Origin of the sequence: Thioalkalivibrio sp. ALRh, from assembly GCF_000381425.1 — a bacterium.
GTDB lineage: Bacteria > Pseudomonadota > Gammaproteobacteria > Ectothiorhodospirales > Ectothiorhodospiraceae > Thioalkalivibrio.
The window spans coordinates 192,219-217,679 of the sequence record NZ_KB906520.1 but is presented as its reverse complement, the minus strand read 5'-3'; the positions used below and the strand labels follow the sequence as shown (position 1 = coordinate 217,679).

General features: G+C 67.7%; 29 protein-coding genes. 25 read left to right on the top strand and 4 right to left on the bottom strand.

Annotated elements, in window-relative coordinates; translation table 11 throughout:
- The first annotated feature begins 310 nt into the window (after positions 1–310).
- From F791_RS0108880 to F791_RS0108850, 7 genes are all read left to right on the top strand, one after another.
- Positions 311–1,504: an efflux RND transporter periplasmic adaptor subunit gene (locus F791_RS0108880; protein WP_018175390.1), complete on the top strand. Its 1,194-nt coding sequence runs from the start codon at positions 311–313 to the stop codon at positions 1,502–1,504.
- A gap of 9 nt (positions 1,505–1,513) precedes the next feature.
- Positions 1,514–4,027, top strand: a complete 2,514-nt coding sequence (hrpB, locus tag F791_RS0108875; protein ID WP_019592468.1) for an ATP-dependent helicase HrpB — start codon at positions 1,514–1,516, stop codon at positions 4,025–4,027.
- Between the two features lie 350 nt (positions 4,028–4,377).
- Positions 4,378–4,599, top strand: a complete 222-nt coding sequence (locus F791_RS0108870) for a hypothetical protein (RefSeq protein ID WP_017925782.1) — start codon at positions 4,378–4,380, stop codon at positions 4,597–4,599.
- A 155-nt stretch (positions 4,600–4,754) separates the two neighbouring features.
- On the top strand, positions 4,755–5,975 hold the full coding sequence (locus F791_RS0108865; protein WP_018138059.1) for an AI-2E family transporter: 1,221 nt from the start codon (positions 4,755–4,757) through the stop codon (positions 5,973–5,975).
- A 12-nt stretch (positions 5,976–5,987) separates the two neighbouring features.
- On the top strand, positions 5,988–6,305 hold the full coding sequence (locus F791_RS0108860; RefSeq protein ID WP_018138060.1) for a YqjD family protein: 318 nt from the start codon (positions 5,988–5,990) through the stop codon (positions 6,303–6,305).
- 3 nt (positions 6,306–6,308) lie between these two features.
- Positions 6,309–6,722: a phage holin family protein gene (locus F791_RS0108855; RefSeq protein ID WP_018175393.1), complete on the top strand. Its 414-nt coding sequence runs from the start codon at positions 6,309–6,311 to the stop codon at positions 6,720–6,722.
- Between the two features lie 3 nt (positions 6,723–6,725).
- Positions 6,726–7,028, top strand: a complete 303-nt coding sequence (locus tag F791_RS0108850) for a hypothetical protein (protein ID WP_018138062.1) — start codon at positions 6,726–6,728, stop codon at positions 7,026–7,028.
- 21 nt (positions 7,029–7,049) lie between these two features.
- Here the strand turns inward: F791_RS0108850 and smpB are convergent, their stop codons facing one another.
- Positions 7,050–7,529 carry an SsrA-binding protein SmpB gene (smpB, locus tag F791_RS0108845; RefSeq protein ID WP_018138063.1) on the bottom strand — a complete coding sequence of 160 codons (480 nt, stop codon included), beginning with the start codon at positions 7,527–7,529 and terminating at the stop codon, positions 7,050–7,052.
- 233 nt (positions 7,530–7,762) lie between these two features.
- Here smpB and F791_RS0108840 point away from each other — a divergent pair, with 233 nt between their 5' ends.
- The 3 genes from F791_RS0108840 to F791_RS0108830 are packed head-to-tail and all read left to right on the top strand — an operon-like array spanning position 7,763 to position 9,982.
- Entirely contained in the window at positions 7,763–9,121 is a 1,359-nt protein-coding gene (locus F791_RS0108840; protein ID WP_018138064.1) for a sodium-dependent transporter, read from the top strand.
- Positions 9,121–9,561, top strand: coding sequence for a type II toxin-antitoxin system RatA family toxin (locus F791_RS0108835; RefSeq protein ID WP_018994109.1), 441 nt, complete (start codon positions 9,121–9,123; stop codon positions 9,559–9,561). Before F791_RS0108840 ends, F791_RS0108835 begins: the two co-directional genes overlap by 1 nt.
- Positions 9,551–9,982, top strand: coding sequence for an RnfH family protein (locus tag F791_RS0108830; protein ID WP_018138065.1), 432 nt, complete (start codon positions 9,551–9,553; stop codon positions 9,980–9,982). The genes F791_RS0108835 and F791_RS0108830 overlap by 11 nt, the downstream gene beginning before the upstream one ends.
- Before the next feature lie 15 nt (positions 9,983–9,997).
- On the opposite strand, the gene F791_RS0108825 is transcribed toward F791_RS0108830, so the two are convergent.
- Positions 9,998–10,360: an outer membrane protein assembly factor BamE gene (locus F791_RS0108825; protein WP_018138066.1), complete on the bottom strand. Its 363-nt coding sequence runs from the start codon at positions 10,358–10,360 to the stop codon at positions 9,998–10,000.
- Positions 10,361–10,460: 100 nt separating this feature from the next.
- Between F791_RS0108825 and fur the strand changes: the two genes are divergently transcribed.
- On the top strand, positions 10,461–10,886 hold the full coding sequence (fur, locus tag F791_RS0108820) for a ferric iron uptake transcriptional regulator (RefSeq protein WP_018138067.1): 426 nt from the start codon (positions 10,461–10,463) through the stop codon (positions 10,884–10,886).
- An 872-nt stretch (positions 10,887–11,758) separates the two neighbouring features.
- Here the strand turns inward: fur and F791_RS0108815 are convergent.
- Positions 11,759–12,448 carry a glutathione S-transferase family protein gene (locus F791_RS0108815; protein ID WP_018994108.1) on the bottom strand — a complete coding sequence of 230 codons (690 nt, stop codon included), beginning with the start codon at positions 12,446–12,448 and terminating at the stop codon, positions 11,759–11,761.
- Between the two features lie 109 nt (positions 12,449–12,557).
- Here F791_RS0108815 and F791_RS0108810 point away from each other — a divergent pair, with 109 nt between their 5' ends.
- The 12 genes from F791_RS0108810 (at position 12,558) to F791_RS0108755 (ending at position 22,605) form a co-directional block, all read left to right on the top strand.
- Positions 12,558–12,983 carry an RNA-binding S4 domain-containing protein gene (locus F791_RS0108810; RefSeq protein WP_018138605.1) on the top strand — a complete coding sequence of 142 codons (426 nt, stop codon included), beginning with the start codon at positions 12,558–12,560 and terminating at the stop codon, positions 12,981–12,983.
- Positions 12,984–13,003: 20 nt separating this feature from the next.
- On the top strand, positions 13,004–13,450 hold the full coding sequence (locus F791_RS0108805) for an NUDIX hydrolase (protein ID WP_018138606.1): 447 nt from the start codon (positions 13,004–13,006) through the stop codon (positions 13,448–13,450).
- Positions 13,451–13,526: 76 nt separating this feature from the next.
- Complete coding sequence (pcnB, locus tag F791_RS0108800; RefSeq protein ID WP_018138607.1) at positions 13,527–14,912, top strand: polynucleotide adenylyltransferase PcnB; 1,386 nt, start codon at positions 13,527–13,529, stop codon at positions 14,910–14,912.
- Positions 14,909–15,439 carry a 2-amino-4-hydroxy-6-hydroxymethyldihydropteridine diphosphokinase gene (folK, locus tag F791_RS0108795; protein WP_012983411.1) on the top strand — a complete coding sequence of 177 codons (531 nt, stop codon included), beginning with the start codon at positions 14,909–14,911 and terminating at the stop codon, positions 15,437–15,439. The genes pcnB and folK overlap by 4 nt, the downstream gene beginning before the upstream one ends.
- The gene (locus F791_RS0108790) at positions 15,436–16,086 is read left to right on the top strand and encodes a deoxynucleoside kinase (protein ID WP_012983410.1); all 651 of its coding nucleotides are present in this window, start codon (positions 15,436–15,438) and stop codon (positions 16,084–16,086) included. Before folK ends, F791_RS0108790 begins: the two co-directional genes overlap by 4 nt.
- Before the next feature lie 36 nt (positions 16,087–16,122).
- Positions 16,123–16,917 (top strand): 3-methyl-2-oxobutanoate hydroxymethyltransferase, encoded by a 795-nt coding sequence (gene panB / locus F791_RS0108785; protein ID WP_012983409.1) that lies wholly within the window; start codon positions 16,123–16,125, stop codon positions 16,915–16,917.
- 51 nt (positions 16,918–16,968) lie between these two features.
- On the top strand, positions 16,969–17,850 hold the full coding sequence (gene panC, locus F791_RS0108780) for a pantoate--beta-alanine ligase (protein WP_018175399.1): 882 nt from the start codon (positions 16,969–16,971) through the stop codon (positions 17,848–17,850).
- 92 nt (positions 17,851–17,942) lie between these two features.
- A complete protein-coding gene (panD, locus tag F791_RS0108775; protein ID WP_012983407.1) occupies positions 17,943–18,323 on the top strand; it encodes an aspartate 1-decarboxylase in 381 nt (126 codons plus the stop codon).
- Positions 18,324–18,404: 81 nt separating this feature from the next.
- Positions 18,405–19,565 carry an ADP-forming succinate--CoA ligase subunit beta gene (sucC, locus tag F791_RS0108770; protein WP_018138610.1) on the top strand — a complete coding sequence of 387 codons (1,161 nt, stop codon included), beginning with the start codon at positions 18,405–18,407 and terminating at the stop codon, positions 19,563–19,565.
- Positions 19,562–20,437: a succinate--CoA ligase subunit alpha gene (sucD, locus tag F791_RS0108765; RefSeq protein WP_018138611.1), complete on the top strand. Its 876-nt coding sequence runs from the start codon at positions 19,562–19,564 to the stop codon at positions 20,435–20,437. The genes sucC and sucD overlap by 4 nt, the downstream gene beginning before the upstream one ends.
- A 9-nt stretch (positions 20,438–20,446) precedes the next feature.
- Complete coding sequence (locus F791_RS0108760; protein ID WP_019592467.1) at positions 20,447–22,141, top strand: NAD+ synthase; 1,695 nt, start codon at positions 20,447–20,449, stop codon at positions 22,139–22,141.
- A 125-nt stretch (positions 22,142–22,266) separates the two neighbouring features.
- Complete coding sequence (locus F791_RS0108755) at positions 22,267–22,605, top strand: P-II family nitrogen regulator (RefSeq protein ID WP_012983402.1); 339 nt, start codon at positions 22,267–22,269, stop codon at positions 22,603–22,605.
- Positions 22,606–22,782: 177 nt separating this feature from the next.
- Here the strand turns inward: F791_RS0108755 and F791_RS0108750 are convergent, their stop codons facing one another.
- The gene (locus F791_RS0108750; protein WP_018138613.1) at positions 22,783–23,622 is read right to left on the bottom strand and encodes an outer membrane protein assembly factor BamD; all 840 of its coding nucleotides are present in this window, start codon (positions 23,620–23,622) and stop codon (positions 22,783–22,785) included.
- A 98-nt stretch (positions 23,623–23,720) separates the two neighbouring features.
- Here F791_RS0108750 and rluD point away from each other — a divergent pair, with 98 nt between their 5' ends.
- Both rluD and pgeF read left to right on the top strand, forming a co-directional pair.
- The gene (rluD, locus tag F791_RS0108745) at positions 23,721–24,680 is read left to right on the top strand and encodes a 23S rRNA pseudouridine(1911/1915/1917) synthase RluD (protein ID WP_018138614.1); all 960 of its coding nucleotides are present in this window, start codon (positions 23,721–23,723) and stop codon (positions 24,678–24,680) included.
- On the top strand, positions 24,670–25,455 hold the full coding sequence (pgeF, locus tag F791_RS0108740) for a peptidoglycan editing factor PgeF (RefSeq protein WP_018994106.1): 786 nt from the start codon (positions 24,670–24,672) through the stop codon (positions 25,453–25,455). The genes rluD and pgeF overlap by 11 nt, the downstream gene beginning before the upstream one ends.
- The last annotated feature ends 6 nt before the right edge of the window (positions 25,456–25,461 follow it).

Here is a 25,461-nt window from a genome sequence, read left to right as displayed (position 1 = left end):
AGCGAGTTTCAGCGCCGCCGGCCCGAGGGCCCTGGAGCAAGGTCCCCGGGCGGAATCCGGGTGCCCTTCTTTGGGTACTTTCTTGGGCAAGCAAGAAAGTACCTCGCGGCGCGCTGGCGAGACAGCGCAGGCAGGCGGTCGGACGAAAGCACCGTAAACACCAGATGCTGAACAAGGCCCAGCCTCACAGCGGCTGGTTGCCAACCACCGTTCAGGTGATAACCGAGGGTGGCAACTTGCAGACATACGCCCCGGCGTGCCGGGCGATGAGGGGGAAGCGCCGGGTGGCGGGATTTGCGAGACTGATCCTATGGCGATGAAAAAGCGAATCACGGTTGGGCTCATCGTGCTGGCAGGGGTGGCCGCGCTGGTATGGGCGCTGCGCCCGCAGCCGGTGCCGGTATCGCTGACCACGGTCGAGGCCGGCCCGTTCGAAGAGACCGTGCGCGAGGAAGGGCGCACGCGGCTGCGCGACACCTTTACGGTGTCGGCGCCGATCGCCGGCTTCCTGCATCGCGTCCGGCTCGAGGAGGGCGATGCCGTCGAGCTCGGCGACGCGCTCTTCCGCATGGAGCCTTTGCCGACCCCGGCGCTGGATGCACGTTCGCGTGAGCAGGCGCGCGAGAATCTCGCCGCTGCTCGGTCGCGGCTGCGAAGCGCCGAGGCGAATCTGGAGAACCTGCAGTCGGAGGCCCGCTTCGCGGAATCGGAATATCGCCGTTATCAAGAGCTGTTCGACCGGGGTGCGGTTTCCGCCACCGAGGTGGAGCGTATGGAGACCGCACGCGATCGGGCGCGCTCGGCGGTTCGCGCCGGCGAATCCGCGGTGGAGGTCGCGCGCAGCGAGGTCGAGAGCGCGCGGGTGGTGCTGGATATTGCCAGTGGACAGATGCCGGAGTCCGAGGCCGATGCCCTGACGGTTCGTTCGCCCGCCGCAGGCGTGATCCTGGAGCGGTATCGCTGCTGCGAGGGCACGATCGGGGCCGGCGAGCCGGTGCTGGTCGTGGGCGATCTCGACGACCTCGAGGTCCAGGTGGATCTGCTGTCCATGGACGCGGTGCGCGTGGTGCCGGGCATGCGCGTGCGCCTGACCGACTGGGGCCGCGATGCCGAACTGGAGGGCACCGTACGCCGGGTGCAGCCTTTCGGCTTTACCAGGATCTCCGCGCTGGGCGTGGACGAGCAGCGCGTGCCGGTGATCCTCGACCTCGACGCGGTGGAGGCCCGCATGGCCGGGCTGGCGGTGGGCTACCGCGTGGAGGCCGAGTTCTTGCTGTGGGAAGGGGATGAGGTGCTGCAGGTTCCGACCAGCGCGCTGTTCCGCGACCGCGGCGAGTGGTCGGTGTTCGTGGTCGAGGACGGCCGTGCCGAGCCGCGCCGGGTCGAGGTGGGGCGTCGCTCGGGTTTCGCCACGCAGATCCTCGAGGGCCTGGAGGCGGGCGAGCGTGTGGTCACCCGCCCGGGGGACCGCGTGCAGGCTGGCACGCGCGTGGTCGAGAACTGACCGCTGTAGATGGCGAAAGAGTTGAATGAGGCGCCGCAGGCCCGGACGCTGGAAGATCTCCTGAACCCCCTGGATGCCGCGCTGGCGTCGCACGGCGCCGCCGTGCTGGTGGCCGAACCCGGTGCCGGCAAGACCACCCGCGTCCCGCTGCATCTGGCCGCCTCCAGCCCCGAGGACCGTGTGATCGTGCTGCAGCCACGCCGGCTGGCCGCGCGCATGGCGGCGACCTACATGGCCGGGCAGCTCGGTGAAGCGCCCGGGAAGACGGTCGGCTATCGCGTACGCGACGAGCAGAAGGTCTCGGAGCGCACCCGGGTGGAGCTGGTCACCGATGGGCTGTTCCTGCGGCGCATCCAGGGTGACCCGCTGCTGGAAGGGGTCGGCACCGTGGTCTTCGACGAATTCCATCTGCGCCGTCCGGAGGCCGAGCTGGCACTGGCCTTTGCGCTGCAGGTGCGCCGGCTGCTGCGCCCGGAGCTGCGCATCGTGGTGATGTCGGCGACCCTCGACGACGAGGCCGTGGCCAGGTTGCTGGCCGGCCCGAAGGCAGATGCCGTTCCGGTGCTGCGAGCGCGCGGGCGGCAGTTCCCGGTCGAGGTCCGTTATGCCCCAACGGCCAAGGATGCGCCGCTGGCCGACGGCGTGGCGCAGGCGGTGCGGGACGCGCTGGCGGCGGAGACGGGCTCGATCCTGGTCTTCCTGCCCGGCGAGCGCGAGATCCGCGAAGTGGCCGCGCGCCTGGGTGAGGGGGTGGACACGGCCTCCGGCCCCGCGCAGATCGCGCCGCTGTTCGGGCGGCTGTCGGCGCAGGAGCAGGCCCGGGCCGTGGGCCCGGCGCCCGCGGGCGAGCGCAAGGTGGTGCTGGCGACCGACATCGCCGAGACCAGCCTGACCATCGAGGGCGTGCGCGTGGTGATCGACGCGGGGCTGTCCCGCGAGCCGCGCTTCGATGCGGCGACCGGGCTCTCGCGCCTGGTGACGCTCCCGGCCTCGAAGGCCGCCGCCGAGCAGCGCGCCGGGCGTGCCGGACGCACCGAGCCCGGCGTCGCGATCCGCCTGTGGGCGCGGGCCGACGAGGTCGCGCGCCCGGACTACGCGACGCCGGGGATGCAGCAGGTGGACCTGCTGCCGCTGGCCCTGGAACTGGCCGGCTGGGGCGAGGCGGTGGCCGAACTGGACTGGCTTGAGCCGCCGCCCGCGCAGGGCCTGGCCTCCGCGCAGGCGGTGCTAGCGGAACTGGGTGCGGTGGATGCCACCGGTCGGATGACCGGGCATGGGCGGGCCCTGCTACGCCTGCCGACCCACCCGCGGCTGGCGCACATGCTGTTGCGGGGCCGCGAGCGGGGGCTGGCACGCCTGGCCTGCGAACTGGCGGTAGCCGTGGAGGAACCGGGTGTGGCCGGGCCGGGGGCTCCGCTGGAGCTGGGTGCGCGCCTGGAGCGCGCGCGGCGCTCCGGTGGCCGGGCCTGGCAATCCGGGCTGCGGCGTCTGGAGCAGGCGCTGGCGCGAGCCGGGGACCGCCCCGCCGTTATGGATGCGGTACTGGACGAAGGCGCGGCGCTGGGCGTGCTGGCGGCGCTGGCCTGGCCGGAGCGCATCGCGCGCCGCCGCGGCGAGGCGGCCGGTCGCTTCGTGATGGGGAACGGTCGCGGCGCGTGGCTGCCGGAACGCGAGCGTCTGGCGCATGCCGACTATCTGGTGGCGGTGGACTGCACGGATGCCGACCGCGAGGCCCGCATCCGCTGTGCGGTGGCGCTGGATCTGGCCGCACTGGAGCAGGAGGCGCCGGAACTCTTCCACCGCGAGACGCGCTGCGACTGGGTGGAGGACGGCGCGCGGCTGGAGAACGCGCGGATTCGACGGATCGGCACGCTGGTGGTGGAGCGGCAGATGGTCGCGCTGGACGACCCCGCCGCCACCGTCCCGCGTTGGTGCGAGCGGCTGCGCCGCGAGGGCCTTGCACTGATGCCCTGGGATGACGCCGCGACCCAGTTCCGTGCGCGCATCCAGCTGTTGCACGAAACCATGCCGGGGGCCGGTTTTCCGGATCTGCGCGACGACGCGCTGCTGATGACCCTCGAGGACTGGCTGGGGCCGTATCTGGCAGGGATTACACGGCGCCGGGATCTGGAGCGGCTGGATCTGGCGGCGATCCTGCGCGCACGGCTGGACTGGGGCCACCAGCAGCAACTGGAGCGGGAGGCGCCGGCGCGGATCGAAGTCCCCTCCGGTTCCGCTCACCGCATTGATTACACGCAGGACCCGCCGGTGCTGGCGGTTAAGCTGCAGGAGCTGTTCGGCCTGGGCGAGACGCCCCGGGTGGCGGGCGGCCGCGTGGCGCTGGTGCTGCACCTGCTGTCGCCGGCACGGCGACCGGTGCAGGTCACCCAGGATCTCGCCAGCTTCTGGGAGAATGGATATCCGGAGGTGCGCCGCGAGCTGAAGGGGCGTTATCCGAAACACCCCTGGCCGGAGGATCCATGGAATGCGCCGGCCACGCGGCATACGAAGCGGCGCGGCTAGGAAGAGTCGGGTCTGGCGGGGGCTTCGCCTGCAAGCAGGTTCCCACAGGAGCTTGAGCAACACAGGACGCTGTGCGTCACCCTCTGTGTCGTCATCCCGGAAACCGCGGAGCGGTTAGCCGGGATCTCGGGCGTCGGGGTGGTGCATGGCTGCGGAGATCCCGGCTCTTCGCTGCGCTGCGGCCGGGATGACGAGGTGAGGTGACGCGGCCGGATTGACGCAGTGGGACGCGGCTGCGGCCGGGATGGCGAACTGGGGTGCGGCGGCGGGATGACGATGCGGCGGGTGGCGTTCTCGGGTAGTGTCGCGTTCAGAGCCTACCCGGGCCGAGTGCGAGGAAACGAACCGCGATGCTGAAGTTCCTGACCGTTGTCCTGATCCTGCTGTTTGTCTGGTGGCGGGTATCGCGCTGGCTGGAGGTGCGGCGGCGGCGGGCGCGCGGCGAGGATGTTTCCTACGAAGTGCGGGTGAAGGGCTTTCGCCCGATCACGATCCTTAGCGTCATCTTTCTGATTCTCTACGGGGGATACGTGATCTGGTTTGCTCTGACGGAGTGGGCGGATTTGTTCTAGCTGATTGAATCAGCGTTCCTCGGGAGGGGCCGCGCGTACTCGGGCCTGGGTCGAGCGCCATATTTTTGTGATGCAGTGCCTGAAACGATGGTGCGCACCGTGGCAGATCAAGGCCGGGTGGTTACGGTCGAACGACCCCCTCATGCGAGCCCTCTGTGGAAAACCAGCCGCAATCGAATATCGAATTCAGCGCCTTCGAGCGGACCTTGTTCCGCTATGTCGCCGTGCTCGCCGCCTTCATGGTGCTGACCGGGCTGGTGGCCCTGCTGGTCTGGTTGCTGGGGCAGGTGGTGTCGTTTTTCTACGCGCTGCTCTTGCCGCTGTCGGTGGCCGGGGTGCTGAGCCTGATCCTCTACCCGGTGGTGCGCTGGCTGCAGCGGATTGCGGGATTCTCGCGGATGGGGGCGGTGAGTTCGCTGTTCGGTGTGGTGTTGATTGCGCTGGTGGTTGTCGCCGTACTGGTGGTGCCCACGGCGAGCCATCAGGTTCAGGAGTTCATCAAGGGTGCCCCGGAGCTGGCGGAGAATGCCTACGAGTCATTCTCGCGCAATTTCCCTGACGCCACCGAGCGCGTGGCCTCGATGCTGGAGGACCTGGATCTCCAGAGCATCATGCCGAACCTGGAGGGTGTGGGCTCGCAGCTGATGCACTACGTGACGGTAGTCGTCGGGCTGGCCTTTGTGCCCTTGTATCTGTTCTTTGCGCTGCTGTCCGGCGAACGCCTGAAGGAGGGCGGGCGCGAGGTCTTGTCGGTCTTTCGGCCCCAGACCCAGCGCGAGCTGATGTTCCTGGGCCGCCTGTTTGTCGGCTATGTGACGGCGTTCTTCCAGGGGCAGGTGGTGATCGCCCTGATCATGGGGGTTCTGCTGGCCGCCGGGTTCTCGCTGATCGGCCTGCAGGCGGCGATCCTGTTCGGGTTGATGCTGGGGTTTCTCAATATCGTGCCCTATCTGGGGACGATCGTCGGCTTGACGCTGGCTCTTCCGGTGGCCTATCTCCAGCCTGAGGGTGGCGGATTGACCCTGGTTGCGCTGGTGCTCGTGGTGTTTGCCCTGGTGCAGCTGATCGAGAGCTGGCTGCTCACGCCGAAGATCATGGCGGATCGCTCCGGACTGCATCCGGCGATTGTCGTGATCTCGATTTTCTTCTGGGGGACGGCGCTGGGTGGCATCATCGGCATGATCCTGGCTGTGCCGTTGTCGGCGTTTGTGGCCAGCCTCTGGAAACACTTCAGGGTCAAGTGGAGTACGGCCCTGGTGGATACCTCGGAAGTGGCCGAGGAAGACCCGGAAATCCTGACGGGGTTGAGTGGTTTCGATGACCCTGCAACCAATTCCGCGGGGGATGGGTCGGAAGATGATCCAGGCCCGCGATAGGGAGTGCGTGTAATGGCAACGACGAAAAGCAGCAGTGCGAAGAAACAGGACGAAGCGGAGCATGATGCCTCCACCACTGAACGTGTGGCGGCCCAGGCCCACGAGGCCGTGGACCGCGTGGCGGAGCATGCCGGTACGGCCGAGGAACGCATCCGCGAGGGCCTTTCGCATGCGGATGAAGAGGTTCGCGAGCGGGCGGAGAAGGCGCGTCAGAGTTCCGAGGACGTCTTGCGCGTGGTTGGCAACTACGTACGCGACAACCCGCTGACCGCGATCGGCCTGGCCTTTGTGGCGGGGACCCTGTTCTCGGCCTTGACCCGCCGCAAGTAGGCCATGGCCGCGCAGGACGACGGGCCGGCGCGCGAGCGACCGGACTCCGATACCGCCGACCCCGGGGACGTGATGCAGGACCTCGGCCGAATCCTGGGTGATTCGCGCGAGTTGCTGGGGACCGAGACCCGACAACTGGTGCGCAATGCGGTGGGGGTTATCGTGTTTGCGGTGGTGCTGGGGCTGCTGCTGGTCACGGTGTGGCTGGCGCTGGTCGCGGCCGTGGTGATGCTGCTGCAGGCCTATGCGGGGGTGTCGCCGGCGTTGTCGCTGGTGATCGTGGCGGCGCTGACCGGCGTGCTGGCGTGGCTGGTTGCGCGCGGCATTGGCCGGCTGCTGCACGGCATGACCTACCCGGAGACGCGTGCCTTGGTACGGAATCTGGTCGCACGGCCCGAAAGCCGGGATACCGAGTAGCTCATGGCTGGCACCTGGCTGGGCCTGCGGGGCCGTTCTCGCGAACTGCGCCTGCGGCTGCAGGGTGAGGTCGACGAACTGCGCGACGATGTGCGTGCCACCGGCTGGTGGCGCGCGCTGCAGCGTCTGGGTTCACCGGAGATGATCCCCAGGGCGTTCCTGCTGGGATTTGCAGTCGATCAGCTGCGCGGACTGCGCCTGCTGCGGCCCGTGAAGGCACTGACAGCGGGTGTGCTGGCGGTGACGAAGCTGAGCTGGCTGACCCGGCGCTGGTGGTGGAAGGGCCGGACTCATCCGACCGAGTAAGGTCGAACCCCGGTTTCTCCTTCAGCCGCTCTTGAGGATGCGCGCTCGCTCGCGTTGCCAGTCCTTGTCCTTCTTGGCTGCGCGCTTGTCGAAATCCTTCTTGCCCTTGGCCAGGCCGATCTCCAGCTTGGCGCGGCCATGTTTCCAGTACAGGGCCATGGGGACCAGGGTATAGCCCTTGCGCTCCACCGCGCCGATCAGGCGGTTGATCTCCGAGCGGTGCAGCAGCAGCTTGCGCGTGCGGCTCGGGTCCGGGTTGATATGGGTGGAGGCGGTGGGCAGCGGGGTGATGTGGGCCCCGAACAGGAACGCCTCGCCCTTGCGTAGCAGCACGTACGCCTCGCTGAGCTGGGCGCGCCCGGCCCGCATGGACTTGACCTCCCAGCCCTGCAACTCCAGCCCCGCCTCCAGGCGGTCCTCGATAAAGAAATCGTGGCGCGCCTTGCGGTTCAGCGCGATGGTGTTGGAACCGGCGTCCTTTTTCTTCTTTGGCTTTCCCATGGCCCGCGCAGTGTACTGCACGCGCGGGGCGAAAGCCGAGGAAACACGCACGAACGTACAGGATCGCGGACGCGTTGCGGGTCGGCGCTTGCCGCGTACAGTTGAGCCCGTGGGAAGCCTGCCCCACAATTCCGGGCGACTCGAAGCCCCGCTTGTGCCGCCTGCGCCGTTGACCGCAACTCGATCTGGCTGCGCTGAACGATGGAACGGGTACCACCAACAAGGAGCCGCTGATGCCTGCCACGACTTCCATCCACGGTCAGTGGACGACCCGCCTGGCCTTTATCCTCGCGGCCACCGGGTCGGCTGTCGGGCTTGGCAACATCTGGCGTTTTCCCTATATCGCCGGCGATAACGGTGGCGGGGCCTTCGTGCTGGTTTACCTCGGCTGCATCCTGCTGATCGGCCTGCCGGTGATGATGGCGGAGATCCTGCTGGGGCGGCGCGGCCGCCAGAGCCCGATCAATACGATGGTGACGCTGGCGCGCGAAGAGGGCCTGAGCCGTGGCTGGGGCATGATCGGGTGGATCGGTGTGCTCGCCGGGTTCCTGATCCTGTCGTTCTACAGCGTAGTGGCCGGTTGGTCGCTGTCCTATGTGTTCAAGTCCGGCACGGGCGGCTTCTTGGGCCTGGATGCGGATGGCTCGGAGGCCATGTTCGACGGCCTGCTATCCAATCCCGAGGCCCTGCTGGCCTGGCATACGATCTTCATGGTGATGACCGCGATGGTGGTCGCGCGCGGCGTGCAGTCCGGTCTGGAGAAGGCCGTGACCATCCTGATGCCGCTGCTGTTCGTAATGCTGGTGGTGATGGTCGGCTACGCGATGGTGGAAGGGAACTTTATCGCGGGGCTGGAGTTCCTGCTGTACCCGGATTTCTCGGCGCTGACGGCCAACGCGGTGCTGCTGGCGATGGGGCAGGCGTTCTTCACGCTGAGCCTCGGCATGGGCGCGATCATGATCTACGGCAGCTACCTGCAGAGCGACGCCTCGATCGCGAGGACTTCGGCGGCCGTGGTGGGCGCCGACACCCTGGTGGCGATCATGGCCGGGCTGGCGATCTTCCCGATCGTGCTGGGCGCGGGCCTTTCGCCGGAGCAGGGGCCGGGCCTGATCTTCGTCACGCTGCCGCTGTCGTTCGCGGAGATGCCGGGCGGGCTCTACTTCGGGACGATGTTCTTTGTGCTGCTGGTGTTCGCGGCCTGGACGTCGTCCATCTCCATCATCGAGCCGGCCGTCGCCTATCTGGTGGAGAATGTCGGCATGACGCGCGTGGCCGCGAGCGCCAGCATTGCTATCGCCGCCTGGCTGATGGGAATTGGCGCGCTGCTGTCGCTGAACGTCTGGTCGGATTACACCCTGTTCAACATGGGGATCCTGGACCTGCTGGACTATGTGACTGCTAACATCCTGCTCCCGCTGGGCGGGTTTCTGATCGCGGTATTCGTAGGCTGGCGCATGACCGAGCGCTCGGTCCAGTCCGAGCTGCGCATGAAACTCGGGGGTCTGTACCAGATCTGGTATTTCCTGGTGCGCTTCGTGGCCCCGATTGCCATCCTGTTTGTGTTCCTGCGCGCGGTGGAGCTTATTTGATGTCCTCGACAGTCCGGCGCTCGGCGGAGGTCCCGTACTCCCGCGAGCAGATGTTCGACCTCGTTAATGACGTGGATTCCTACTCGGAATTTCTGCCGGGTTGCCGCAGCTCGCGTGCGCGCATGTGCGGAGAGGATGAGGTGGAAGGGACCATCGAGATGGCCAAGGGCGCCCTGCACAAGTCGTTCACCACGCGCAATCGCGTGCAGCGCCCCGAGCGCATCGACATCCGCCTGGCGGACGGGCCGTTTCGTCGCCTGCACGGCACCTGGAGCTTTACCGAGCTGGACAATGGCCAGACGCGTATCGCGCTGGAGCTGGAATTCGAGTTTGCCAGCCGGCTGATGTCGTTCGCGATCGGGCCGATCTTCCACCAGCTCGCCAACTCTTTTGTCGACGCCTTTGTGCGGCGCGCGCGCGAGGTCTACGGTGCCCGATGATCAGGATGCCGTTAGCCCCGAGGCGGGGCACGGCACAATCCGTATCGAGGTCGCCTATGCACGCCCCGACCGCCAGGTGATCCTGCCGTTGGTCGTGCCCGAGGGCACGACCGTGGACGCAGCCCTGCGCCAGTCGGAGATCGACGCCCAGTTCCCGGAGATCGATCTGGAAAACGCCAAAGTGGGGATCTTCGGAAAGCTCACCCGGCGTGACACGGTGTTGCGCCCGAAGGATCGCATCGAGATCTACCGCCCGTTGATCGCCGACCCGAAAGAAGTGCGTCGTCAGCGGGCCGGCAAGAACCGGAAGAAGCCCGGCAAGGGGGACGCGCAGAAGGCCGGCGATCAGGCGTCCGCAAAGCCCGCGGGCGAGAAGCCGGAGGACGGCGCCGGGGGCGGCAAGGATTCGGCCGGCGATTGAGCCGGCCGGTTGCGATCAGTTGTCGTCGAGCTCGACCGGGTACTGGTCCAGCGCGATCGGCTGCGGCACGTCGGAGTCGACGTAACTGACTACGCCATTCTCGAAGAACACCGTTACGCGGCGCTGCTCCGTCGGCCCGATCCCGGGACGGCGATAGTAGACGTAGTCCCAGCGGTCTTCGCGCTTGAACGCGCCGTCGATCTGCGGCGTACCCATCAGAAAGCGGACCTGCTGCGGGGTCATGCCGGGCTGGATCTGGGCGACCTGTGTCGCGTCGATGACGTTGCCCTGCTGTACATCGAGGCGGAACTGATTGAAGCCACTGCAGGCGGTGAGCAGGCTTGCAGCCACGGCAATAGAAATGAGAATCTTGATCATCGAGCCGGCGGGTCCCCAGAAGTCGGATGGGCCGTTGAACGCGCATGGTACACCAAAGCGTCCGGATGCTCTCAAGCAATCGGGTGACGGGAATCGAAGGATGGAAACAAGCGATCTCAAGAAAGCGGGGCTCAAGGTCACGCTGCCACGGATGAAGATCCTCGAGATCCTCGAGAACTCGGAAACGCGCCACCTGACGGCCGAGGCCATTTACCGCGAGCTGCTCGACTCGGGCGAGGAGATCGGGCTGGCCACGGTCTACCGCGTGCTGACGCAGTTCGAGGCCGCGGGGCTGGTCTGCCGGCTCCACCTGGAGGGCAACCAGGCCGTGTTCGAGCTGGAGCGCGGCGGGCACCACGATCACATCGTCTGCAACCAGTGCGGCCGTGTCGAAGAATTCTTCGACGAGACCATCGAGACCCGCCAGCGCGAGGTCGCGCGCCAGCACGGCTTCTCCATCAAGGACCACGCCCTGGTCCTGTACGGCGACTGCAACGACAGCGCCTGCCCCCACCGCCCCGTCTGACGCGCCCTCGCGCGGCTTTTCAGTCCAGCCGCTTTTCAGGCTGGGCTTGGTTCGTCCTCTGGAGTTTACGGTGCCTTCGTCCGGCCGCCTGCCATGCGCTGTTTCGCCAGCGCGCCGCGAGATACTTCTTTGCTTGTGCAAAGAAGTATCCAAGAAACACGCCCGGGATTCGCCCGGGGACCTTGCTCCGGCCGCGCCAGGCCGGCAGCGCTGAAACTCGCTGCGCTCAGACAGTCAGCGCCTCTCTTCCGGCCTGTCACGCCCTCCACAAGGGGCTCATATCGGGAGGGAAGGTCAAAACCGACGGTGTTTCTGCACCTGTCTAAATCCCGAGCTGTAGGGTGCGTTGAGCGCAGCGAAACGCACCATCCCAACGCCGGGGCAACCCCTGATGCGATTCGCTGCGCTCATCACATCCTACGATGGGGTCTGGCGCCCGCTGGCGGGCGCTGCACGCCAGGGCTGCAGGCCGCGCGTGCCCAGGATGTCGGAACACCTTGTCTCCATCCATTGGCACGAACGTCAGAGCGGCCGTTGTCTTGACCTTCATCCCCCGTATGAAGCCCCTTGCGGAGGGGTCCTCGGGCCGGAAGAGAGGCGCTGACTGTCTGAGCGAAGCGTAGCGCAGCGAGTTTCAGCGCCGCCGGCCCGAGGGTCCTGGAGCAAGGTTCCCGGGCGGAATCCGGGTGCCCTTCTTTGGGTACTTTCTTGGGCAAGCAAGAAAGTACCTCGGGGCGCGCTGCCGAAACAGCGCAGGCAGGCGGCGGACCGAAGCCACCGTAAACTCCAGAGGACGAACCAGGCCCAGCCACAAAGACGTGTGCTGCTGCCACGTCCAACCCGTCAGGGCCCGGGCGCCCGGAGGCCTGGCCTCAGGCCGTGTCGGCCAGGCGCGAGGCGATGTGCGCCGGGGCGAAGCCTTTCTGTGCGCGCAGGTAGGCGGCCAACCGCGCCGCAAAGTCACCGGGGACCGAGGTAGAGACCGCGTCCATGTCGCGCAGCATTTCCCAGCGCGCGGCCAGGCGCGGAAACGCCTCTGGCTCCCAGGGATTATCGATGTCGTCGATCAGGCCGTAGCGCAGCAGGATCGGCGCGAGGGTGGCATCGATCAGGGTGAAGGCATGCCCCGTGAGCAGCGGATCGGCTGCCAGCTCCCGTTCCAGTCGCTCCAGCCCGCGCGAGGCCGCATGGCGTTCCATCTCGAAGGCCTCTTCGTCCGCCGCCGTCATCCAGCGGTACTGCGTCATGGTCTGCTCGCCCAGGTATTCGATCCAGGCGCGCGTGCGGGCCTGCTGCAGCGGCGTGTCCGGCATCAGTGAGGGCGGGGTGATCGCATCGATATATTCGTTAATCACCGCCGATTCGAACAGCACGGTGTCGTGATCAACCTTCAGGATCGGCACCTTGCCGAGCGGAGATTGTTCGCGAAACCAGTCGGGCGGGTCCGCGAGATCGATATAGGTCACTTCGAACGGCGCCTGCTTGTATTTCAGCGTGATCACGCTACGCTGAACGAAAGGACAAAGGTCAAAGCTGATCAGGTGCAGATGCGGGAGTTTCATGACGTATCGAAGCCCCATGCGGGGCCCCATCCTCTGATGGTGGAAAGGCGCGCATTGTCCATGCCCGCGATCCGGCGGGAAAGTCCAGTGTCTCCAGTGCGAGGGTTCCTTGGCCAGGGCTGAGGCGCGCGCCGCGCCCGCCGGCGGGCTGCGCATCGACAAGTGGCTGTGGGCCGCGCGCTTCTTCAAGACCCGCGCGCTGGCCACCGAGGCCGTCAGTGGTGGCAAGGTCCATGTGAATGGCGAGCGCTGCAAGCCGGCGCGCCGGGTGCACCCGGGTGATCGCCTGACGATTCATCGTGGCCAGCAGACCTGGGACATCGACGTGCGGGCGTTGAATGATCAGCGTCGGCCCGCGACCGAGGCGCGCGAGCTGTATGCCGAGACGCCCGAGAGCACGGCCCGGCGCGAGGCCGAGTCCGAGCGCCGGCGCTCGGAGCGGGCGGTGGCCGACAGCGCGCCTATTCGCCGCCCGGACAAGCGCCAGCGCCGCCAGATCCGGCGTTTCATCCGCCAGGACGGACAAGACGAATGAGTGGCCCACCACAAACCCCCTTGCTGGCCGCGGATGTGGTGATCCATCACCCCGCTCACCCTGGCCGTGTCCTGGTGATCGAGCGACGCAACCCGCCCCATGGCTGGGCCCTCCCCGGGGGCTTCGTGGATGTCGGCGAGTCGGTTGAGCTGGCCGCCGTGCGCGAGGCCCTGGAGGAAACCGGTCTGGAGGTCACGCTGGAGGCCTTGCTGGGCGTCTATTCCGATCCTGCGCGGGATCCGCGCGGGCACACCGTCAGCGCCGTATTCGTGGCGCGCGGTGCGGGCGAGGCCCATGCGGCCGATGACGCCGCGGACTGTGCCTGGCTGGACCCCGACGATCAGAGCCAGCCCCTGGTCTTTGACCATCGGCGTATCCTCGATGACTATCTGCGCTACCGCCTGACCGGCGAAACCGCGCCGCTGCGCCTGCAGTTGTCGGGGGCGGGACGAGGAGCCGGGACATGATGTTTGTCCGTCCGGTCCTTTCCCGAACCGGCTTGCTGTTACCATATTGCGCTTTCGTTCACGGAACCCGAACCGAGTGACTCAGGCCGATCCTGCAACCCCGTCCGCCGCGATCCCCGAACCGCGCGTGTATTCACGCGAGGAGCACGGCATCTCGCGTGCCGCGATCGACGATAACGCCCTGAAGGTGCTCTATCGCCTGCGTGATGCGGGCTACCGCGCCTGTCTGGTGGGCGGGGGCGTGCGCGACCTGCTGCTGGGGCGCGAGCCGAAGGACTTCGACATCGCGACCGATGCCACGCCGGACCAGGTGCGCGGGCTGTTCCGTAACTGCCGCCTGATCGGGCGCCGTTTCCGCCTGGCTCATGTCTTGTTCGGCCGCGAGGTGATCGAGGTCGCCACCTTCCGAGCGCCGCACGACGAGGACGAGGGCGGCGACGGGCAGGTGGCGCTGAGCGACGAGGGGCGCATCCTGCGCGACAACCGCTACGGCACGATCGAGCAGGACGCGGTGCGGCGGGACTTCAGCGTGAACGCGCTGTACTACGACATCGACGATTTCTCGGTGCTCGACTACACCGGCGGGGTCGAGGACCTGCGCGAGGGCGTGTTGCGCCTGATCGGAGACGATGTCGAGACGCGGCTGCGCGAGGACCCAGTGCGCATGCTGCGCGCGGTGCGTTTCTCCGCGAAGCTGGGGCTGCGCGTCGCGCCCGAGGTCGAGGCCGGGATACACGAGCTCGCGGGCCTGATGCAGACGGTGGCCCCGGCGCGGCTGTTCGACGAGGTGATCAAGCTGTTCCACAGTGGTGCGGCGGTCACCTGCCTGGATGAACTGGAGCGCTTTGGTCTGTTCGCGCCGATGTTCCCGGAGGCGGCCGAGTGCTTCGCCGATCCGGATGTGGGCGCCGAGCGGCGGCAGTTCCTGGTCGAGTCGTTGCTCAATACTGACAAGCGCATCAACGAAGAGCTTGGGGTCAACCCGGCGTTTCTTTATGCCGCGATCCTGTGGGCCCCGGTGCAGGTGGCGGCGACCCGGCGCATCGAGGACGGCGAGCAGGAGATCCCGGCCTGGCAGCAGGCGATGGCCGAGGTGCTGGATCGCCAGGTGAAGACGGTGTCGATCCCCAAGCGCTTCAGCCTGATCGTGCGTGAGATCTGGGAGCTGCAGGCGCGGCTGGAACGGGCGCGGGGTGGCCGCGCGCTGCGCCTGCTGACGCATCCGCGTTTCCGAGCGGGATACGATTTTCTCTGCCTGCGCGCCCGCGCGGGCGATGCCGACCCGGAACTGTGTCGCTGGTGGACCGAGTTCCAGGAGAAGGACGAGGGCGAGCAGAAGAAGATGGCTGGGGGCGGCGGCAAGGGTAAGGGCCGTGCCCGCCGTGGCGGGCGTCGCCGAAAACGTCGACGCACGGGCGATGGCGAAGCCGGCAGCTCGAATGACGGCGGGGATGCGGCATGACCGACGCTGGTTTGCAGGTGTTCGTGGGCATCGGCGCCAATCTTGGCGACCCCGAGGATCAGGTGCGCGAGGCCTTTCGGCGCCTGGCCGGTGACGTGCCGCAGACGCTGCTGACGGGGCAGTCGCGGCTGTACCGAAACCCGCCGATGGGCCCGCAGGACCAGCCGGACTACGTGAATGCCGTGGCCCGGCTGCACACCCGGCTCGAACCCCTGGAGCTGCTGCATGCGCTGCAAGCGATCGAGGCCGACTGTGGCCGCGAGCGCGATGGCACCCGCTGGGGGCCGCGCCTGCTCGACCTGGACATCTTGCTGTACGGGGATCAGGTGCTGGACCTGCCCGGGCTGCATGTACCCCATCCGGGCCTGGCCGAGCGCGACTTCGTGGTCCTGCCGCTGGCCGAGCTGGCACCGGGTCTGAAGATTCCGGGTGAGGGCCTGATCGAGCGGCTCGCCCGCCGCTTCGATGGCGCCTCGCTGGTCGCGCTGGAGGACCCGAACGTTGCCCGTGCTGGAGGGCAGCGGTGAGTCTGAGCAACTTCGATTTTGTTGCGGTGGAAGGACCGATCGGGGTGGGCAAGTCCAGCCTCGCGCGTCTGCTGTCGGAACACCTGCGGGCTGAGGGAATTTTTGAAGCACCGGACGAGAACCCGTTCCTCGAGCGCTTCTACCAGGAGCCGGACAAACACGCCCTGGCCACGCAGCTGCATTTTCTGGTGCAGCGTGTGCGGCAGCTGACGCCGGTCAGCCAGAAGGGCCTGTTCGAGCAGCGCCACGTGGCCGACTACGTGATGGACAAGGACCCGCTGTTCGCCGAGCTCAACCTGCACCCTGACGAGCTGGAGATCTACCGCGAGATGTTTCGGCATCTGCGCGCGGGTCTGCCACGACCTGATCTGGTGATCTACCTGCAGGCGCCCGTGGAAGTGCTGCTGGACCGCATTCGCCAGCGTGCGCGACCGTACGAACGTCACATCGAGGCGCATTACCTGGAACGCCTGAACGCCGCCTATGCGGAATTCTTCTATCATTTCGAAGGGGCGGCACTGGTGATCGTGAACGCCACCGAGATCGACTGGGTGAACAATCCGGCCGATTTCGAACAGCTGGTGCAGTTCCTGGAGCCGATCCAGGGTGGCCGACACTATTTCAATCCGCTGCCGATCACGCTCTGACGTGCGGCAGACCGATCCCGCCCGGGAGGCAGACTGATGCGGCCGATCACGGTCAATACGCTGGCCAGGCGCAAGCAGGCCGGCGAACCGATTACCTGTCTGACGGCGTATGATGCGTCCTTTGCCGCGCTACTGGATCGCTGTGGCGTGGACGTCATCCTGGTCGGGGATTCGCTCGGCATGGTGGTGCAGGGGCACCCGACCACGCTGCCGGTGACAATTGACGACATGTGTTATCACGTCGCAAATGTTGCTCGTGTGACCCATAACGCAATGATCATGGCGGACTTGCCGTTTCTTGGCGACGCCGATGCACCGACCGCGTTGCAGCAGTCCGGGGCCTTGCTGCGTGCCGGTGCGCACATGGTCAAGGTCGAGTGCGGTCTGGCCGAGCTGCCGATCGTCGAGCGCCTGGTGGCCGCCGGGATTCCCGTTTGTGCCCATCTGGGCCTGACGCCGCAGGCGGTGCATCGCATGGGTGGCTATCGTGTACAGGGTCGTGACCCGCACGCCGCCGCCGAGATGGAATCGCTGGCCGCACGCCTGGAAGCGGCGGGTGCCCAGGGCCTGCTCCTGGAAAGCGTACCGGAGGAGCTGGCGAACGCGATCGTGCGCGCGACCGATATCCCGGTGATCGGGATCGGCGCCAGCCCGCGCTGCGATGGCCAGGTCCTGGTGATCCAGGACGTGATTGGTCTGACGCCCGAGCCGCCGCGTTTCGCCCGCGACTTTCTGGGCGACGGTGGCTCGCTGGAGGGCGCAGTTCGCGCCTATTGCGAGGCGGTGCGTGCGCGCACGTTCCCTGAATCCGGCGTGCACACGTACCGTTAGTTCTTTCTTTTTTCCGTCCATGAGGACCCCGGCCCAAGAGACCCCTGGCCCATGAGAATCCTGCGTGACCGGCCCCAGTTGGTGGCCATGCATCGAGAATGGGCCCGCAAGGGCCGCGGAACCATTGCCCTGATCCCCACGATGGGGCACCTGCACGAGGGGCATATGACGCTGATCCGGCATGCCCGGGCGCGTTCGCAGCGCGTGGTGGTTTCGATTTTCGTGAATCCGATGCAGTTCGACCGCCCCGAGGACCTGGAGCGCTATCCGCGCACCCTGGAGGAGGACTCGCGCCTGCTGACCGAGGCGGGTGTGGACGCGGTGTTCTGCCCGTCGGAGGAGGATATGTACCCGGACGACGGCATGCCTCCAGTGCGGGTGGTCGTCCCGGGACTGTCGGAGATGCTGGAGGGGGCTTTTCGCCCGGGGCACTTCGATGGCGTGGCCACGGTGGTGACCAAGCTGTTCAATCTCGTGCGGCCGGATATCGCGCTGTTCGGCGAGAAGGACTACCAGCAGTTCAAGCTGGTCGAGCGCATGGTGCAGGGGCTGGATATCCCGGTACGGGTCGAGGCCATCCCGACGGTACGCGAGAAGGATGGCCTGGCCTGCAGCTCGCGCAACGACCAGTTGCCCGAAGAGGCGCGGGTGATCGCGCCGGAGCTCAAGCGCGTGCTGGACGAAGTGGCCACGGTCTGCCGGGGCGCGACGGTATTCGATGCCGAGCGCATCCCCGAGGTCGAGGGGCGTGCCTGCGATCGTCTCCGCGAGGCCGGCTTCGACCCCGAATACCTGTCCATCCGCCGCGCGCAGGACCTGGCCGAGCCGGAGCATGGCGTGGCGCTGGCCGATCAGGACCTGGTCGTGCTGGCCGCCGCGTGGCTGGCGGAAGTCCGTCTGATCGACAACGTCCGCACCCGCCCGACGAACTGATCCGTGCCCGATTCGGGGTGGGGCATTTGCCGCGCCTGGCACAATCGCGGATAATTTTGCGCCCCCAGAGGTTATCGCCGGGAAAATCGCCGATGCACGTCACCATGCTCAAGGGCAAGCTGCACAAGGCCCAGGTCACTCATTGTGAGCTGGAGTACGAGGGCTCGTGCGCCATCGATACGCGGCTGCTGGAAGCCGCCGGCATCCTGCCGTTCGAGCAGATCCAGATCTACAACGTGGACAACGGCGAGCGCTTCACCACCTACGCGATCGAGGGCGAGCCGGGCTCCGGCATCATCTCGGTCAATGGCGCCGCCGCACACAAGGCGGCGGTGGGGCATCGCGTGATCATCTGCGCCTACGCGCAGATGGAGGCCGCCGCGGCCCGGGAATTCACCCCGAACCTCGTGTATCTCGACGCCCGCAACGCGATCGTGCGCACCGGCCACGGCATCCCGGTGCAGGCCGCCTGAGAAACCACCCCTCGCGTTCGCCCCCGCAGTTGTAGGGCCCGCAGTTGTAGGGAAATGGGCGCACCGCTATCCTCCACACCCATGAATCTCCACGAATTTCAGGCCAAGGCGCGCTTTCGCGACGCCGGCATCCCCGTTCCCGACGGACAGGTGATCACCCACGCTGACGAGCTTCCCGAGGCCTGGCAGGCACTGGGCGGCGAGCGTGTGCTGGTCAAGGCCCAGGTGCATTCCGGTGGGCGTGGCAAGGCCGGTGGCGTGGTGATGGCGGATTCCGCCGAGGCTGCGCGCGAGGCGGCGGAGAAGCTGCTGGGCTCGCGTCTGGTCACCGGGCAGAGCGGCCCCGAGGGCCTGCCGGTGGATCAGCTCCTGCTGGAGCCAGCCGCCGACATCGCCCGCGAGTTCTATTTCGCCCTGCTGGTGGACCGGGCCCGCGAGCGCCTGGCGCTGGTGGTCTCCGCCGAGGGCGGCATGGACATCGAAACCCTGGCCGCCGAACGGCCCGAGGCGGTGATCACCCTGCCGATCCACCCGGCCACGGGCGTGATGCCGTTTCACGGGCGGCGGGTTGCCTTTGCCCTCGGGCTGTCGGGCGAGCCGGCCAAGGCGATGGCCCAACTGGTGACCAATGCCCATGCCCTGTTCCAGCAGGTGGATGCGCAGCTGCTGGAGATCAACCCGCTGGTGCTGACCGCTGACGACCAGCTGCTGGCCATCGACGCCAAGCTGACCGTGGACGACTCCGCCGCCTACCGCCAGAAGGCACTGATGGCCGAACGTGACGCGCGCCAGCGCGACCCGGCCGAGGAACAGGCGCACGAGCACGACCTCAACTACATCCGCCTGGACGGCTCCATCGGCTGCATGGTGAACGGCGCGGGCCTGGCCATGGCCACGATGGACCTGATCAAGCACCACGGCGGCGAGCCGGCCAACTTCCTGGATGTCGGCGGCGGCACGACGGTGGAGCGGGTCACGGCCGCGTTCAAGCTGATCCTGTCGGACCCCTCGGTGAAGGCGGTGCTGGTGAATATCTTTGGCGGCATCGTGCGCTGCGACCTGATCGCCGAGGGCATCATCGCTGCAATCCGCGAGGTGCAGGTCCAGGTGCCGGTGGTGGTGCGGCTGGAAGGCACGAATGCCGAGCAGGGCCGCGAGGCCCTGGCCAGCTCCGGCCTGGACGTGATCCCGGCCGCGGACCTCGACCGCGCGGCGCGCACCGTGGTGGAGGCCGTGGCATGAGCATCCTCGTCGACCGCGATACGAAGGTGATCTGCCAGGGCTTTACCGGCAAGCAGGGCAGCTTCCACTCCGAGCAGGCGATCGCCTACGGCACCCGTCTGGTCGGGGGCGTGACGCCCGGCAAGGGCGGACAGACGCATCTGGACCGTCCGGTGTTCGATACCGTCGCCGATGCGGTGGCGCAGACGGGTGCGACCGTCAGCATGATCTATGTCCCGGCCCCGTTCGCGGCCGATGCGATCTGCGAGGCGGCGGATGCCGGCATCGAGCTGGCCGTGTGCATCACCGAGGGCATCCCGGTGCAGGACATGATCCGCGTGAAGCAGGTGCTGGCCGGCAGCCCGACCCGCCTGATCGGCCCGAACTGCCCCGGCATCATCACCCCGGATGCCTGCAAGGTCGGCATCATGCCCGGCTATATCCACCAGCGCGGGCGCATCGGCATCATCTCGCGCTCCGGCACCCTGACCTACGAGGCCGTCAAGCAGACCTCGGATCGGGGCCTGGGCCAGAGTACCTGTATCGGTATCGGTGGCGACCCGATCCAGGGGCTTGACTTCGTCGACTGCCTGCGCCTGTTCCGCGACGACCCGGAGACCGACGGCGTGCTGCTGGTCGGCGAGATCGGCGGCGATGCCGAGGAACGCGCCGCGCGCTATATCGAGAACGAGTTCGACAAGCCGGTGGCGGCCTACATCGCGGGCGCCACCGCGCCGCCCGGACGTCGCATGGGCCATGCCGGGGCGATCATCGCCGGCGGCCAGGGCACGGCCGAACAGAAGATGGCGGCCCTGCGTGCGGCCGGGGCGAGCGTGGCCGAGAGCCCGGCCGAACTCGGCCAGGCCATGCAGTCCGCGCTCGATCGCGCCTGATACGCCGCGATGGCGTCCACCGATGACCTGCCGCTGGCCCTGGCCCAGATCAACCCGATCGTGGGCGGGCTGGATACGAACCGCCACCTGATCGAGGACGCGATCGAACAGGCCCGCGCCGCCGGTGCGCGCGCGGTGGTCTTCCCCGAACTCGCCCTGACCGGCTACCCCCCGGAGGACCTGCTGCTGCGCCCGGCCTTCCTGCGCGCGGTGGAGCAGTCCCTGGCCGCGATTACACGCTCGGTAGCGGGCATCGACGTGATCCTCGGCGCGCCGGTTACCACCGAGAAGGGTCTGGTGAACGCCGCGCTGTGGCTGCGCGACGGTCGCGAGATCGCGCGCTATGCCAAGCAGGTCCTGCCCAACTATTCGGTATTCGACGAACAGCGCTATTTCGTCGCGGGCGATCAGGCCTGCGTGGTTGAGCTGGCGGGCTGGCGGATCGGCCTGACCGTCTGCGAGGACATCTGGCAGGCGGCGCCAGCCGCTGCCGCACAGGCGGCCGGCGCCGAACTGATCCTGAACCTGAATGCCTCGCCCTATCATCGCGGCAAGGCCGAGGAGCGCCTGCAGGTGGTGGGCGCGCGGGTCGCCGAGACCGGCTGCCCGGTGGTCTACGTGAACCAGGTGGGCGGTCAGGACGAGCTGGTGTTCGACGGCCGCTCCTTCGTGCACGACCCCGCGCATGGCGCGCGCGCGGTGCTGCCGGCCTGGGCGACCGGGTATGCCCTGGTGCAGGGCCGGCGCGGACCGTCCGGGATCGAACTGCAGCCCCGTCCCGAGACCATGCACCTGTCCGCCTGCGGCATCCGCCCGACGCTGACCGACCCCGGCCCGGAGCCGGACGAGGCGGATGCCCGCGACCTCTACCAGGCCCTGATGATCGGCATCCGCGACTATGTCGCCAAGAATGGGTTTCCCGGCGTGCTGCTGGGCCTGTCCGGCGGCATCGACTCGGGGCTGACGGCCGCACTGGCGGTGGACGCCCTGGGTCCGGCCGCCGTGACGGCGGTGATGATGCCGTATCGCTACACCGCGTCGATGAGTATCGAGGATGCCGAGGCACAGGCCCGGCTGCTGGGTATCGAGTACCACGAGATCGCGATTGAGCCGATGGTGCAGGACTTCCTCGAGGGCCTGTCACCGGCGTTCGACGCGATGCCCGCCCATGCGGGGGATGTGACCGAGGAGAACCTGCAGTCGCGCGCCCGCGGGGTGCTGCTGATGGCACTGTCGAACCGCAGCGGCAAGCTGCTGCTGGCGACGGGCAACAAGTCGGAGATGGCCGTCGGCTATTCCACGCTGTATGGCGACATGAACGGCGGCTTTGCCCCGCTCAAGGATGTCTCCAAGCAGTGGGTGTACCGCCTGGCGCGCTGGCGCAATACGCGTGGCGCGGCGATCCCCGAGCGGGTGATCGAGCGTCCGCCCAGCGCCGAACTGGCGCCCGATCAGAAGGATGCCGATTCGCTGCCCCCCTACGAGGTGCTGGATGCGGTGCTGGAGGCCTTCGTCGAACAGGAGCGCTCGGTGGAGGAGATCGTGGCCGATGGCTTTGATCGGGCCACCGTGGAGCGCATCGCGCGGCTGGTTTTCCTGGCCGAGTACAAGCGCCGCCAGGCCCCGCCCGGGGTGCGCGTCAGCCGACGGGCCTTCGGCCGTGACCGGCGCTACCCGATCACCTCCGGCTACCGCCCGGGCTGAGGGCCCTCACGCGCCTGTGGCCCACGCAACGGCTGAGCCGGGGCGCGGGCGCCGCGGTGGCGGTTTGGTACACTTTCGGATGCAAGACGAGCGCCCGCGCGGCGGGCACAACCAAAGGGATTCGCATGAAGAAGATCGAGGCGATCATCAAGCCGTTCAAGCTGGAGGATGTCCGCGAGGCCCTGACCGAGATGGGCATTGCCGGCATGACCGCGACCGAGGTCCAGGGCTTTGGCCGGCAGAAGGGCCATACCGAGCTCTACCGGGGTGCGGAATACGTGGTCGACTTCCTGCCCAAGGTAAAGCTGGAGCTGGTGGTGGATGACGACCGCGTGGACGCCTGTATCGATGCGATCGTGAAGGCCTCGCGCACTGGCAAGATCGGGGACGGCAAGATCTTTGTCTCCGACATGGCCCGCGTGGTGCGTATCCGTACCGGCGAAGAGGGTAGCGAGGCGCTGTAACCCTCGGCCTCGGGCTTTGTCCCGTCATTGCGAGGAGCGCAGCGACGAGACAATCGGCCGGCTCCGGTAATCCCCGGATTCAGGCCTGCGGGTTCAGGAAACCGATTGCCGCGTCGCCTTCGGCTCCTCGCAATGACGGTTTGATTGTGAAGCCGGGGGAGTGCGGATGCTCCCCGGTCAGTTCGTGAAGAACGGCAAGCGGTCGAACACGCGCCACAGGCCGCCGCGCTGCTCGCGGGTCTCGATCGGTTCGCCCGCGCGCACGGCTACGGCGGCGTCGGGATAGTTCAGTTCCAGGACCATCATCGTCGCGTCGGCGTAGTCCTCGAGCCCCAGTTCGGTATAGGCACGCCACAGCACGCCCAGGGCCTGTGGCTGGACCTCGGCACCGGGGTAGGTGGCCAGCAGGTGACGCGCGCGCTCGGCGCCCGCGACCCAGGCGGTGCGCTCCATATAGAACTCGGCCACGCGCAGTTCGTAGGCCGCCAGCGCATTGCGGATATAGACCATCCGCAGGTAGGAATCCTGCGCGTAGCGGCTGTCGGGGAACTCGCGGATCAGACGGTCGAAATCCTGGAAGGCCTGCTCGAAGGGTTCCGGGTCCATCTCCGCCGGATCCCGCGGGAACAGGTTGGCGAGGAAGCCCTGCTGGCGGTTGAAGTTGATCAGCCCGCGCAGGTAGTACGCATAATCCAGGTTCGGGTGGCGCGGATTGAGCTGGATGAAGCGGTCCACCGCGGCGATGGCGGCCTCCGGCTCGCGCGCCTTGTAGTAGGCGTACGGGATCTCGATCTGCGCCTGCTGGGCATAGCGGCCGAACGGGTAGCGAGCCTCGAGGATTTCGTAGTATTCGACGGCCTGATCGTAGTTCCCCTCGTTCAGGGCGTTCTTCGCCTCGCCGTAGAGCTGACTGGCGGACCAGCCCAGCGTCGGGTCCTCGCGTCCGGCGCAGCCGGCAATCACAAGTGCCAGGAGCAGGACGGCGAGCAGGCGCAGCAGGTTTGGAGCAGAAATCACGATGGGGCCTCGCAGATGAAGCGGTGTCCGCGGATTCTACAACATCATGCCGTGCCTGGCCGTTCGCGGGTGCGGGAAAATCGAGACGAGTATCGCCAATGAACGAACCGCGATCTGCGGAACTCCCCGAGGAAGAGGCCGGCCAGCGGCTGGATGCCGCGCTGGCTAGGCTGTTCCCGGAGTATTCGCGCAGCCAGCTGACCCAGTGGCTGAAGGAAGGGGCCTTGACTGTGAACGGTGGCCAGCCGAAACCGCGCACGCCGGTGCAGGGCGGCGAGCATGTCGTGCTGGAGCCCCCGGAGGCCCCGGTCCTGGAGGCCGAGCCAGAGCCCATTGCGCTGGATATCGTCCATGAGGACCCCGCCGTACTGGTAATCAACAAGCCGGCCGGGCTGGTTGTGCACCCGGCGGCGGGGCATCGTGCCGGTACCCTGGTCAATGCCCTGCTGCACCATGACCCGAACCTCTCGCAGCTGCCGCGCGCCGGGGTGGTGCACCGGCTGGACAAGGACACCACCGGGCTGATGGTGGTTGCGCGTACGCCGCAGGCGCAGACCGCGCTGGTGCGCCAGTTGCAGGAGCGTACGGTCCACCGCGAGTACCGGGCACTGGTGCAGGGTCGCGTGATCAGCGGTGCCACCATCGAAGAGCCAATCGGCCGTCATCCGGTGGATCGCAAGCGCCAGGCGGTCACGGGCGGTGGCAAGCCGGCGGTGACCCACTATCGGGTAGCGGAGCGTTTCCCGGCTCATACCCTGCTGAATGTGCGACTTGAGACCGGGCGTACCCACCAGATCCGCGTGCACATGGCGCATATCCGGCACCCGATCGTGGGCGATCCCGCCTATGGAGGGCGCCCGCGCCCGGTGCGTGGCATGGGCGAGGCGGCGAAGGGGGCGCTCGCGGCCTTTCGCCGTCAGGCCCTGCATGCGGCGCGACTGGAATTCGAGCATCCTGACAGTGGCGAAGTGCTCGCCTTCGAGGCACCCGTGCCCGAGGATTTCGAGGCGCTGCTCGTCGCCCTGCGTACCGACCGGGAGGCCGAGAATGACCGCTGAATTGATCCCCACGCTCGCACCGGACTTCGGCGACCTCCCGTCGGGCGTCTGGGCGGTACAGAGCACGCGGGAGGGGGGCGTGAGCACGGGCCCCTGGTACTCGCTGAATCTCGCCCTGCATACCGGCGATGACCCCGAACATGTCGCCGAGAACCGCTACCGCCTGGAACACAGCCTGGGGATCGCGGAGCCCGTCGCCTGGCCGCGGCAGGTCCACGGCACGCGCGTCATCCGGGCCGAGGACCTGCTGGAGGCGTGGGAGCAGGGCGAGGTGATCGAGGCCGATGCGGTATTCACCGACGCGCCCGGTGTGGTCTGTGCGGTGCAGACGGCGGACTGCCTGCCCGTCGTGCTGGCGACCGACGATGGCGAGGCGGTGGCCGTGGCCCATGCCGGCTGGCGCGGGCTGGCCGACGGGGTGCTCGAGGCGGCCGTCGAGGCCCTGCGCATTACTCGCCCCGAGGCGGAGATCCGCGCCTGGATGGGGGCGGCGATCGGCCCGGGGGCCTTCGAGGTCGGGCCGGAGGTGCGTGATACCTTCCTCGATCACGATGTCGAGGCCGCGCCCGCCTTCCGTCCCGGCCCGAACGGGCATTTCCACGCGGACATCTACGCGCTGGCCCGGCACCGGCTGGAGCGCGTCGATGTTGTGCAGGTGGCAGGCGGCGGGCGCTGCACCTATTCGGAGGTCGGGCGGTTCTACTCCTACCGCCGGGACGGCGAGACCGGGCGCATGGGCACGCTGGCCTGGCTCGGGCATCTGGACGAGGAATGACGGCGC

Bases quoted from the DNA above. Each gene is read 5' to 3' on its own strand.
- sucC (WP_018138610.1), top strand. From the start codon at position 18,405: ATGAATCTCCACGAATTTCAGGCCAAGGCGCGCTTTCGCGACGCCGGC.
- F791_RS0108815 (WP_018994108.1), bottom strand. From the start codon at position 12,448: ATGAAACTCCCGCATCTGCACCTGATCAGCTTTGACCTTTGTCCTTTC.
- F791_RS0108825 (WP_018138066.1), bottom strand. From the start codon at position 10,360: ATGATCAAGATTCTCATTTCTATTGCCGTGGCTGCAAGCCTGCTCACC.
- F791_RS0108835 (WP_018994109.1), top strand. From the start codon at position 9,121: ATGTCCTCGACAGTCCGGCGCTCGGCGGAGGTCCCGTACTCCCGCGAG.
- pgeF (WP_018994106.1), top strand. From the start codon at position 24,670: ATGACCGCTGAATTGATCCCCACGCTCGCACCGGACTTCGGCGACCTC.
- F791_RS0108855 (WP_018175393.1), top strand. From the start codon at position 6,309: ATGGCCGCGCAGGACGACGGGCCGGCGCGCGAGCGACCGGACTCCGAT.
- F791_RS0108840 (WP_018138064.1), top strand. From the start codon at position 7,763: ATGCCTGCCACGACTTCCATCCACGGTCAGTGGACGACCCGCCTGGCC.
- F791_RS0108870 (WP_017925782.1), top strand. From the start codon at position 4,378: ATGCTGAAGTTCCTGACCGTTGTCCTGATCCTGCTGTTTGTCTGGTGG.
- rluD (WP_018138614.1), top strand. From the start codon at position 23,721: ATGAACGAACCGCGATCTGCGGAACTCCCCGAGGAAGAGGCCGGCCAG.
- panD (WP_012983407.1), top strand. From the start codon at position 17,943: ATGCACGTCACCATGCTCAAGGGCAAGCTGCACAAGGCCCAGGTCACT.
- fur (WP_018138067.1), top strand. From the start codon at position 10,461: ATGGAAACAAGCGATCTCAAGAAAGCGGGGCTCAAGGTCACGCTGCCA.
- hrpB (WP_019592468.1), top strand. From the start codon at position 1,514: ATGGCGAAAGAGTTGAATGAGGCGCCGCAGGCCCGGACGCTGGAAGAT.
- F791_RS0108880 (WP_018175390.1), top strand. From the start codon at position 311: ATGGCGATGAAAAAGCGAATCACGGTTGGGCTCATCGTGCTGGCAGGG.
- F791_RS0108760 (WP_019592467.1), top strand. From the start codon at position 20,447: ATGGCGTCCACCGATGACCTGCCGCTGGCCCTGGCCCAGATCAACCCG.
- F791_RS0108860 (WP_018138060.1), top strand. From the start codon at position 5,988: ATGGCAACGACGAAAAGCAGCAGTGCGAAGAAACAGGACGAAGCGGAG.
- panB (WP_012983409.1), top strand. From the start codon at position 16,123: ATGCGGCCGATCACGGTCAATACGCTGGCCAGGCGCAAGCAGGCCGGC.
- folK (WP_012983411.1), top strand. From the start codon at position 14,909: ATGACCGACGCTGGTTTGCAGGTGTTCGTGGGCATCGGCGCCAATCTT.
- panC (WP_018175399.1), top strand. From the start codon at position 16,969: ATGAGAATCCTGCGTGACCGGCCCCAGTTGGTGGCCATGCATCGAGAA.
- smpB (WP_018138063.1), bottom strand. From the start codon at position 7,529: ATGGGAAAGCCAAAGAAGAAAAAGGACGCCGGTTCCAACACCATCGCG.
- F791_RS0108850 (WP_018138062.1), top strand. From the start codon at position 6,726: ATGGCTGGCACCTGGCTGGGCCTGCGGGGCCGTTCTCGCGAACTGCGC.
- F791_RS0108755 (WP_012983402.1), top strand. From the start codon at position 22,267: ATGAAGAAGATCGAGGCGATCATCAAGCCGTTCAAGCTGGAGGATGTC.
- sucD (WP_018138611.1), top strand. From the start codon at position 19,562: ATGAGCATCCTCGTCGACCGCGATACGAAGGTGATCTGCCAGGGCTTT.